This window comes from Ralstonia sp. NFACC01 (genome assembly GCF_900115545.1).
GTDB lineage: Bacteria > Pseudomonadota > Gammaproteobacteria > Burkholderiales > Burkholderiaceae > Ralstonia > Ralstonia mojiangensis.
Genome location: NZ_FOWV01000007.1, coordinates 289,698 through 299,573, shown reverse-complemented (window position 1 = coordinate 299,573; position 9,876 = coordinate 289,698). Strand labels below are relative to the sequence as shown.

Annotated in this window: 13 protein-coding genes; 7 read left to right on the top strand and 6 right to left on the bottom strand. The window is 65.4% G+C overall.

The annotated features are described in order from the left end of the window. Nucleotides 1-215 precede the first annotated feature (215 nt). The 5 genes from BM136_RS19615 (at nt 216) to BM136_RS19595 (ending at nt 5,266) form a co-directional block, all read left to right on the top strand. On the top strand, nt 216-863 hold the full coding sequence (locus BM136_RS19615; protein WP_092974464.1) for a LysE family translocator: 648 nt from the start codon (nt 216-218) through the stop codon (nt 861-863). Nucleotides 864-897: 34 nt separating this feature from the next. Beyond that, nucleotides 898-2,091, top strand: a complete 1,194-nt coding sequence (locus tag BM136_RS19610; RefSeq protein ID WP_092974461.1) for a low temperature requirement protein A — start codon at nt 898-900, stop codon at nt 2,089-2,091. 94 nt (nt 2,092-2,185) lie between these two features. After that, entirely contained in the window at nt 2,186-2,893 is a 708-nt protein-coding gene (locus BM136_RS19605) for a glutathione binding-like protein (RefSeq protein ID WP_092974523.1), read from the top strand. 61 nt (nt 2,894-2,954) lie between these two features. After that, nucleotides 2,955-4,136 carry an MFS transporter gene (locus BM136_RS19600; protein WP_092974458.1) on the top strand — a complete coding sequence of 394 codons (1,182 nt, stop codon included), beginning with the start codon at nt 2,955-2,957 and terminating at the stop codon, nt 4,134-4,136. 164 nt (nt 4,137-4,300) lie between these two features. Next, nucleotides 4,301-5,266, top strand: a complete 966-nt coding sequence (locus tag BM136_RS19595) for a hypothetical protein (protein ID WP_092974455.1) — start codon at nt 4,301-4,303, stop codon at nt 5,264-5,266. Between the two features lie 217 nt (nt 5,267-5,483). Here BM136_RS19595 and BM136_RS19590 read toward each other — a convergent pair whose 3' ends face one another. Genes BM136_RS19590 through BM136_RS19575 form a run of 4 tightly spaced genes read right to left on the bottom strand, consistent with a single transcriptional unit; the run spans nt 5,484 to nt 7,901 of the window. Next, nucleotides 5,484-5,738 (bottom strand): hypothetical protein, encoded by a 255-nt coding sequence (locus tag BM136_RS19590; RefSeq protein WP_092974452.1) that lies wholly within the window; start codon nt 5,736-5,738, stop codon nt 5,484-5,486. After that, nucleotides 5,735-6,151, bottom strand: a complete 417-nt coding sequence (locus BM136_RS19585; protein WP_092974449.1) for a VOC family protein — start codon at nt 6,149-6,151, stop codon at nt 5,735-5,737. The genes BM136_RS19590 and BM136_RS19585 overlap by 4 nt, the downstream gene beginning before the upstream one ends. Continuing rightward, entirely contained in the window at nt 6,151-6,657 is a 507-nt protein-coding gene (locus BM136_RS19580; RefSeq protein WP_092974446.1) for a helix-turn-helix domain-containing protein, read from the bottom strand. Before BM136_RS19580 ends, BM136_RS19585 begins: the two co-directional genes overlap by 1 nt. Nucleotides 6,658-6,680: 23 nt before the next feature. After that, on the bottom strand, nt 6,681-7,901 hold the full coding sequence (locus BM136_RS19575) for an aminotransferase-like domain-containing protein (protein WP_092974443.1): 1,221 nt from the start codon (nt 7,899-7,901) through the stop codon (nt 6,681-6,683). Nucleotides 7,902-8,027: 126 nt separating this feature from the next. On the opposite strand from BM136_RS19575, the gene BM136_RS19570 reads away from it, so the two are divergent. Next, nucleotides 8,028-8,381: a glyoxalase superfamily protein gene (locus BM136_RS19570; protein WP_092974440.1), complete on the top strand. Its 354-nt coding sequence runs from the start codon at nt 8,028-8,030 to the stop codon at nt 8,379-8,381. A 72-nt stretch (nt 8,382-8,453) separates the two neighbouring features. On the opposite strand, the gene BM136_RS19565 is transcribed toward BM136_RS19570, so the two are convergent. Beyond that, nucleotides 8,454-8,642 carry a hypothetical protein gene (locus BM136_RS19565; RefSeq protein ID WP_092974437.1) on the bottom strand — a complete coding sequence of 63 codons (189 nt, stop codon included), beginning with the start codon at nt 8,640-8,642 and terminating at the stop codon, nt 8,454-8,456. A 61-nt stretch (nt 8,643-8,703) separates the two neighbouring features. After that, a complete protein-coding gene (locus tag BM136_RS19560) occupies nt 8,704-9,174 on the bottom strand; it encodes a PRC-barrel domain-containing protein (RefSeq protein WP_092974434.1) in 471 nt (156 codons plus the stop codon). A 199-nt stretch (nt 9,175-9,373) separates the two neighbouring features. Between BM136_RS19560 and BM136_RS19555 the strand changes: the two genes are divergently transcribed. Beyond that, entirely contained in the window at nt 9,374-9,850 is a 477-nt protein-coding gene (locus BM136_RS19555) for a hemerythrin domain-containing protein (protein WP_092974431.1), read from the top strand. Nucleotides 9,851-9,876 lie beyond the last annotated feature (26 nt).

The window sequence follows — 9,876 nt, the reverse complement described above, 5'->3', positions numbered from 1 at the left end:
AAATTGAAGGAGTCTTTCGCCATCTCGGGCGCGCATTTCTTTGCTTACTTTCTTTGGGCAAGACCAAAGAAAGTGAGTCAGCCCCGGCAGGGGATGAAACAAGGGATGCACCACCAACCCAAAAACCAAAAACAAAAAAACCCCACCCCATTTGACGCCCCATTTTTTTCATGGATAACTGTCTCCCCTCACCCAACAACACAGCGAGCCGCCCCATGACCCTCCAAACCTGGCTGGCCTTCATCGGCGCCAGCATCATCATCCTGCTCATCCCCGGCCCGACCATCCTTTTGGTGATTGGTGATTCGCTGGCCAACCGTGGCCGCTCGGCGTGGAGCACCGTTGCCGGCGTGGCGGCAGGCGACACCACCGCCATGGCCGTGTCCCTTGCCGGTGCGGGCGCACTGCTCGCCGCATCGGCCGCGGCCTTCACGGCGCTCAAGCTCATTGGCGGTTCGTACCTCGTCTATCTGGGCATCAAGTCCATCCTCAGCGCGCGCCGCCTGCAGGATGACGTACAGGCGGACGCGCCGGAGGCCACCATCCCCGTGCAGCAAAAGTCCGCCGGCCGCCGCTTCCTGTCGGCCTGGACGGTCACCGCGCTGAACCCCAAGAGCATCGTCTTTTTCGTCGCCTTCGTGCCGCAGTTCATGTCGGCCGAGCAGACCTTCCTGTCGCAGAGCGCGATCCTGCTGCCGACCTTCGTCATCCTGGCTGCCGCCAATGCGTCGATGTACGCGCTGGCCGCCAAGCTGCTCGCCAAGCGTTTGACCAGCGTGGCCGCACAGCGCCGCTTCGGCTACACGGGCGGTGCGGTGATGGTGGGCGCAGGCACGCTCACGCTCGGCATGCAGTCGGCCTGATCGCCCCCGCCGAGTCTTGCACCGAGGACACCCGATGCCCCGCAGTTATCTCCGCCCCGCGCCTGAAGGGGCCCACGGCCACCACCGCGTCACCAACATCGAGTTGTTCTTCGATCTGGTGTTCGTGTTTGCGGTGACGCAGCTCTCGCATCTGCTGATCGGCAACTTCACGCTGCAGGGCGGCGCGCAGGCGCTGCTGCTGATGCTGGCGGTGTGGTGGGTGTGGATCTTCACGTCGTGGGTGACGAACTGGCTCGATCCGGACAAGCTCGCCATCCGCATGCTGATGCTCGTGCTGATGACGGGCGGGCTGCTGCTCTCGGCATCGCTGCCGCAGGCGTTCGGCTCGCGCGGGCTGGCGTTTGCGCTGGCCTATGTGTTCATGCAGTTCGGGCGCACGGTGTTCTTCCTGTGGGCCGTGCGCGGCGAGTCGCTGCCCATGCGGCGCAACTTCCAGCGCATCGCCACGTGGCTCGGCATCTCTGCCGTGCTGTGGCTGGCGGGCGGCCTGTCGGACGGTTCCGTGCGTTGGGCCTGCTGGATCGTCGCGCTGACCATCGAATGGCTCGGGCCATCGATGGGCTTCTACACGCCGGGCCTCGGCCGCTCCACCACCAACGACTGGAACGTGGAAGGCGGCCACATGGCCGAGCGCTGCTCGCTGTTCATCATCATCGCGCTGGGCGAATCGGTGCTGGTGACGGGCTCCACGTTTGCCGGGCTCGACTGGAACGCAGAAAACATCGCGGCGATGGCGCTGTCGTTCGTCGGCAGCCTGGCGATGTGGTGGCTGTACTTCGACACGATTGCCGAGCGCGGTGCGCGCACCATCTCGCATTCGGCTGATCCGGGGCGGCTCGCACGCCTGGCCTACACCTACATCCACGTCGTGCTGGTGGCCGGCATCATCGTCGGGGCCGTGGCCGATGAATTTGTGCTGGCGCATCCGGTGGGCCACGCCCATGAAGGGACAACGCTGGCGGTGCTGGGCAGTGCGGCGCTATACCTGCTGGGCAACCTGCTGTTCAAGTGGGCGATCTTCGGGCGGTTGCGTCCGGCACATGTGGTCGGCCTGGTGGTGTTGGGTGGCGCATGGCTGCCAGCGGTTGAGCTTCCGGCGCTGGCCGTGTCGGCGCTGGCGACGGGCGTGCTGTGCGGCACCGCGGCCTGGGAATGGTACGCACGCGCTTGCGAAACAGCGGAGCCCGCACAGGTGCACAGCCAGTGAGTGGTCACCTGAAAATTCCAGTTTTTGGACATTACAAAAGGCCACTCGCCCACATAATCTGTCAACCAACATGACAGAACACGAGGGCCCCGCCATGATCGACCTCTACTACTGCGCCACGCCCAACGGCCTGAAGATGGCGCTGTTCTTTGCCGAAACCGGCTTGCCGCACCGCGTCATCCCCGTCGATATCAGCCGGGGTGACCAGTTCAAGCCCGAGTTCCTGGCCATCTCGCCCAACAACAAGATCCCGGCCATGGTCGATCATGACCCGGCCGAAGGCAGCGAACCCGTGGTGCTGTTCGAATCGGGCGCCATGCTGCTTTATCTGGCAGAGAAGACCGGCCAGTTGATGCCCGCCGACCTGCACGGCCGCATGGAAGTGCTCAAGTGGCTGTTCTGGCAGGTGGGCGGCCTGGGCCCGATGGCCGGGCAGATCGGCCACTTCAACGTGTACGCCCCCGAGCGCGTGCCCTACGCCATCGAGCGCTACACCAAGGAAACGAACCGCCTGTACGGCGTGCTCGACCGCCGCCTGGCCGATCGCCCCTACATTGCCGGCAACGACTACACGATCGCCGACATCGCGGTCTATCCGTGGATCGTGCCGCACGCCGGGCACGGCCAGGACTTGAACGACTTTCCGAATCTGCAGCGCTGGTTCGAAGCCGTTGGCGCGCGCCCGGCCACGCAGCGCGCCTATGCCGGGGTGGAGCGCGCCTACTCGCGCCGCCGCGAAGACATCTCCGACGACGAGCGCAGCGTGCTGTTGGGCCAGACGGCCAGTTCCACCGCGCGCTGATCCTCGCGGAGTCTCCGCGCTCCGCCTCCATTCCGCTTTCTTCTTCTGACAGGAGCCGACCATGCCGGCATCGCTGTGGTGGTTGTGCCTGGGCGCGTTCGCCATCGGCACTGAAGGTTTCATGATCGCCGGCCTGCTGCCGGTCCTGGCCGCAGACCTGGGGGTGAGCGTGCCGGCGGCCGGGCAGCTCGTCACCGTGTTTGCCGTCACGTACGCCGTGGGCTCGCCGGTGATGGCGACGCTGCTGGGCAATGTCGACCGCCGACGCGTGCTGATCGGCGCGCTGGCCATCTTTGCGGCAGGCAACTTGCTGGCGGCCACCGCGCACGGCTTCGGGCAGTTGATGGCGGCGCGCGTGCTGCTCGCGCTGGCGGCCGGCGTCTTTCTGCCGACGGCCAATGCGGTGGCGACCTCGCTGGTGCCCGCCTCGCGCAGCGGCTCGGCGCTCGCCATCATCACGGGCGGCGGCACGGTGGCGGTGGCGCTCGGCGTGCCGCTGGGCGCCTGGATTGCGGCGCAGGGCGACTGGCGCTCGACGTTCATCGCATGCGGTGTGCTGTCGGCGCTGGCCACAGCAGGCCTCGCGTTCGGCCTGCCGCGCGCCCTGCCGCACAGTGTGACCACACTGGCGCAACGCCTCTCCGTGGCGCGCCGGCCCGGCATGCTGGGCGCGCTGGCGGTGTCCACGCTGTGGGCCGCCGGCGGCTTTACGTTCTACACCTACGTCGCCCCGTTCTTTGTCCAGGGGCTGGGCTTCGCGCCACAGCACGTGGGCATCGTGCTGTTCCTGGTCGGCAGCTTTGCGGCGCTGGGCACGGGCCTGGGCGGCCACATGACCGACCGCGCAGGCGTGGCACGCGTGCTGGCGGTCAGCAGCGCGGGCATCGTGCTGGCGTTCTCGGTGCTGTCGCTGTCGGCGCAGGTGCTGCACGGCACGGTGGCCGGCGCGGTCGCCATCGGCGCGGTCGTGCTGTGGGGCATGGCCGGCTGGGGCTTCGGCCCGGCGCAAGCGACGCGGCTGATCCGCCTCGCGCCCGATGTGTCACCGATCACGCTGTCGCTGCATGCGTCTGCGGTGTATGCGGGGATTGCACTGGGGTCGAGCGTTGGCGCCCTGGCCCTGGCGCATGGCGGGCCGGGCATGTTGGGGTGGGCCGCGGCCGCGTGCCATGTGGTGGCGGTGGTGTTGTGGCGGAGGAGTGGGCGGCATGAGGTCACGCAGATTGACGCGCAGGCCGTCTAAAGCAGCAGCCATTGCCACCTAGAGGCCGCGTTCGGGGGGTATCCGTAAAGCACATTGCTTCCTTATCATCCGCTTTCGGCCGATCGCAGCATCGGCAGGAGCAGATGACGCTCCCGAAGATGCGCGGACGGCCTCAACAACAACATCATCAGGGGGTAGTAACAATGGGACTGCGTCAACTCGCCGTCCGGGCCGCGCTCGGCCTGACCATCGCCGCGCTGGCAGGCTGCGCCAGCTTCCGCCATACCGAACCTTTCCCGGCAGAGCAGAAGCAGGTCACGGTGAGCCTTGACAAGGAGCCGCCTTCCAAGTGGGATCTGCCGCTGGGCATCTACGCGGTACCCAATACCCGGCTCTATATCAGCGGACACCAGGCGGGCCTGGGCGTCGGCATGGCGTTCGGTCTGCTGGGCGTAATTGCCGCGGACTCGATCAACAGCGCACGCGCACAAAGCCGCGCCGGCGATACGTCTGCGGTCACGACCTACGACATGCTGACTCAGGCCGATACGCTCCTGCAGGCCAAGCTGAAAGCCGACGAAAACAAGGCGCTGACGGTCGGCAGCGGCGGCACACACCTGAGCGTGCAGCCCTTCGGCGTGCTGACCTACGTGAACGACACGGAGGTCCGACCGTATGTGGTGCTCAAGACGAAGCTGGTGGATACCGGAGGCAAACCGCTGTGGGAGACGCAGTACATCGCTGCAAGCGCCGACGTCAAACCGCTGTCGGGTGATACCGGCTGGCTGGCGCAGCAGGCACAACCCCTGCGCGACATGCTGCAATCGACCCTGGACCGCAGCATGACCGTGATGCTGCGCGACGTGGCCGGCAAGAACCTGCGCAATCCCGCCAAGGCCGTGCTGGTCACGGGGGACTACGCGTACCTGCAACGCAAGGTCATCGTCAAAGGCAATGTTGTGCTCGACGAACCGGATTACTTTGCCTTCACTCCCAAGCTGGGGGACGTGATGGTGTTCTCGGGCGTCAACATCTTCGAGCGCAAGTCCGTCGATATCCGCGAAGCCAAGGAAACTGACGCCGTGTTTGCGGTGGTGCCGCTGCCCAAGGAAGAAGTGAAGCGTATCCAGGGGCCAGCCCCGACCGCGCCGTTCAAGATGCAGCAGTAACGCATCGCCGCCTTTAACGTTCAGAACACCGCCGCTCAGCATTCAACGCTGACGCGCGGCGTTCTGAACCCGGCAGATCAACTTCGCCCCGTCGCGTTCGGCCCTTTGAGCCCGATTTGTTCAACCTCGATCTGTCATGTTCGAGGCGTTGAGCTTGTTGCCCGAGCCCCGGACACTCCCGCTCGACCGTCTGCACCCCGCAATCGAGCAGTGACGCTCAGATCGCCGCGCTGGACGCGTCACCATCGCCGGTCGAACGCCGCGCGCCACGCCGATCCAGGTACGGCAGCGCAAACATATAAAGCCCCGTGAACAGCAACAGCGCCAGCGGCAGCAGCGGCGCATAGGTGATCCACGCGGGCGGCTGGGCGCCCTTGCCCACACCCATGGCGACAAAGTTGGCGATGACCGTGAGCGTGAAGGCCATCGACACCCAGCGATGGAACTGGCGGATTGCGTTGCGGGCGCTCACTTTGCACCCCCAGCAGCCTGGATCATCTTCCAGCCGTTGCCGGCGGGGTCGCGAAAGCCAGCATCGACACTGCCGAAGCGTTCGACCGGCTCCTGCGTGAACTCGACGCCGCGCTCGCGCAGTTGCGCATAGGCCTTCCGGCAATCGGCAACGGTCAGCACCAGCGGCGGCATCGCGCCTTTGGCAACCATGGCGCGCAGCGTCTGCGCGGTGGCCTCGTCGTGAATCGGCGGGCCGGGCTGGAACAGGCCGAGCTGAAACGACGGCTGCTCCGGATGCTGCACCGTCAGCCACCGATACGGGCCGTTGCGCACGTCGGTATGCACGCGAAACCCGAGCTTGTCGACATAGAACGCCAGCGCCGCGTCCTGATCATCCACATACAGCCCGACGACATTGATCCCTTGGCTCATCACCGCTCCTTGTTGTTGGTAGGTGACGGATTTGTACTGTCCGCCAGCTGGCGGCGCTTCTCCGAAACTGCTGTGACAAGGTCGGGCCGCTGCGCCGCTTTCAGCACACAGGCGGGCACGCGGTCGAGTTGCTGCTGCGGCGCGGTGGCCTGGGCGTGGCGGCGCAGCGCGCTCGGGCTCTGCCCGGTGATGTCGCGAAAGATGCGGCCGAAGGTGCCCAGGCTTTCCCAGCCCGTGGCGTAGGCGATTTCGATGATGGGCAGGTCGGTGTCGCGCAGCAGGGTGGTGGCCTGCTCGATGCGGCGCGTGAGCAGGTAGCGGTGTGGCGGAATGCCGAAGGCCTGCTTGAACGAGCGCGCAAAATGCGCCGCCGACACGCCACTCACTTCGGCCAGCCGCTTGACGGGCCACGCCTCGTGCGAGGCGGCGTCCATGCGGTCTTTGGCGCGAAGCAGGCGGCGCAGCAGCGCGGGGTCTTGCTGCGCGTCGGTGTGTGCCGGTGCCACCGTGGCCTGCTCCAGCAGCAGGGTCAGCCCAGCTTGAACTCGCCGATAGCGTGTGCGAGCTTGCGCACGCCCTCTTCTACCTGCGCCAGCGACGAGGTGGCATACGACAGACGCAGCGTCGAGCGATCCGGGTCGACGGGGTAGAACGCCGCGCCTGGCACGAAGGCCACACCACGCTCGATGGCCACCTTGGCCACATCAGCGGCATTGCGGCCCGGCAAGGCGCACCACAGGAACATGCCGCCGCGCGGGCGATTGAAGGTCAGTTCGGTTTCAGGCAGCAGCGCACGCAGGCCGTTGGCCATGGCGTGGGCACGTTCGGCATAGGCGGCGCGCGTGCGCGGCAGCACGGTGTCCAGGCGATTGCTGCGCAGGTAGGCGGCGGCCGTGGCCTGCGCAAACGTGGAGGTGTGCGCATCGGCAAACTGCTTGACCATCACCGCATTGCCCAGCACCGGCTGGGAGGCGATCATCCAACCCACACGCAGGCCTGGGGCCACCACCTTCGACAGGCTGCCCAGGTAGATCACACGCCCTTGCGCGCCGTCGGTCTGCTGCGAGAGCGCATACAGCGACGGCGGCGGGGCTGCGTCGAAATACAGATCGCCGTAAGGGTCGTCTTCCACGATCAGCAGGTTGTGGCGCACCGCCACGTCCAGCAGGCGCTTGCGGCGCTCCAGGCTCATCAGCGCGCCGCTCGGGTTGCCGAAGTTGGGAATCACGTAGAGGAATTTGGGGCGCGCAACAGCACCGCCACCGGCGAGCACCTTTTCCAGCGCGTCGACGTCCAGGCCGTCGCCGTCGGTCGGCACGCCGGCCACCTTGGCGCCGTACAGCTTGAACGCCTGAATGGCGGCGAGGAAGGTGGGGGCTTCGGTGAGCACCGTATCGCCTTCGCCGATCAGCACCTTGCCCAGCAGATCCAGCCCTTGCTGCGAACCGGTGGTGACGAGGATGTCGGTGTTGGCGACGTTGGCGCCGCGCGACTTCATCAGCGTGACGATGGCCTCGCGCAGCGGCTCGAAGCCCTCGGTGGCGCCATATTGCAGCGCGCGGGCTGCGTCTGTGGTGAGCGCGCTGTCGGCCGCGGCCTTCAGGCCTTCCACGTCAAACAGGGCCGAATCAGGGAAACCGCCGGCAAACGAGATCAGGCCCGGCTTGCCGAGCACCTTGAACAGCTCGCGGATGGCGGAGGTTTCAACGTTTTGCAGGCGGGGTGCCAGCAGCGATTGCAGGAATTCCATGGCGTGCGTGTCTCTGTAGTTCGAGTGCCCGCCACTTTACGTGATGTGCGCCCCGTGCGCATGCCAACACGGCGTCACAGCCGTGACTAGAATTCCGTCACCGAATCGGTAAAAAGGAGCCCCTGCATGGCCGTCCGACGCATCGTCCCCAATCTGCATGCCGCCGACCCGGCAAGCGCCCGCGCGTTTTATGCCGAACTGCTCGATCTGGAAGTGGTGATGGACCACGGCTGGATCCTCACCTTTGCCGATACGGCCAACACGATGACACCGCAGGTCAGCATCGCCAGCGAAGGCGGAAACGGTACGCCGGTGCCGGCGCTGTCAGTGGAAGTGGACGATGTGGATGCGGTGCATGCGCGGGCCGTATCGCTGGGCCTGGAAATCGTCTATCCGCTTGTTGACGAGCCCTGGGGCGTGCGCCGCTTTTACGTGCGCGATCCATTCGGCAACGTGGTCAACATCCTGGCGCACCGTTGACAACACGGGGCGGCAGAACAAAAACGCCCGCATGCCGAAGGGGCGATGCGGGCGCGCTTTGCCGGCTGACGTCTACCGGTGGTTGCCGTTGTGGGTGCGCTTGTCTTGGTGCGCGTTCGCGTCCTTATCCTTGTCGACAACCCGTGTGATACCGCCTGTGGCGGGCGGGTCACTGGCCGGAAAAGTATCTTCCACAGCCTTTTCTACCAGCTCCTCACGCTTGTGTGCGTGCGGATGCTTCTCTTTCTTGCCTTTCTCCATGGCGCCCTCCTGTTTCAAGCGTGGCTGACGACACGCAAGCGAATGGCGTGCCTGCGGGCGCTCAGTACTCTTCCCAGTACGGACGCGAGCCGTAGTACTCATGCACGGACTGGGCCCACGTCGGGTCGGCCATCGTGGGCCAGCTGTCCTTGTCGAAGCCGGGGGCAGCCTCCAGGCGGTCCTTGTTGGCGTCGAGCACGAAGCACTTGCGGTCAACGTCCAGTGACATGGCGCTCCACGGCACTGCAAAGAGCTTGTCGCCAATACCCAGGAAGCCGCCCACTGACATCACCGCGTAGGCGATCCGGCCACGCTGCACGTCGAGCATGATGTCGGTGATCTTGCCAAGGTCTTCTCCGTTGAGATTGACGACGCGATCGCCCTCCAGCGTATCGGCGGCCATCAACTCCGGGCCTGGGCCGGCCGAATCGGTATCGGCACGCCCAATGATGCGCATGCGTACACCCGCGGTGGTTCCTACACCGGTGCCAGTGGCGGTGCCCAGCGTGGTGCCGGTTGTCGTGGTTTGCATAGCAGTTACCTCCCATCAATCAGTTGACGTTCAGGATGATGTGCGGCGGCCACGCATCTGCGCGGCGTCTGTCGCACGCAATCACCTGTGTCAGCACGAAGCTTGCCTGCGGCACGTCGCCCGCAAAGGCGCGCGTGCGGCATGGCGCTTGCTCGACAGTCCGGCGGATTCAAACAAGAACCCCTTACCGGAGAGCCCCATGAACAAGGCTGAAATTCCTGTGGCGCAACGCGCCGTGCTGTCGATGCTGCTGGACGATCACCGCGAGGTAAAAAAACTGTTCAAGACGTTCCAGCAGGAGAAAGACAAAGCCACCTGCGAGCAAATCGTGCGCGAAGCATGTGAAAAGTTGACCGTGCACACGCAGCTTGAAGAAGAAGTGTTCTACCCGTTCGTGCGTGACAACGGTGGCGAAGCGTTCAAGGATCTCGTAGACGAAGCCGTGGTGGAGCACGCCACCGCGAAGGACCTGATCAAGCAGTTGAGCGGCATGCACGCGGGCGACGATCTGTTCGCGGCCAAATTCACGGTGCTGGCCGAGTACGTTTCACACCACGTGGAGGAAGAAGAGACCGAACTCTTTCCCAAGCTGGTCCGTCAGCACGTCGACCTGACGCCGCTGCAGGAGCCCATGACCGCGCGAAAGGAAGCGCTGCTCGCCGAGACCACGAGCTGACGACCCACCACCTGATACTGGACAGA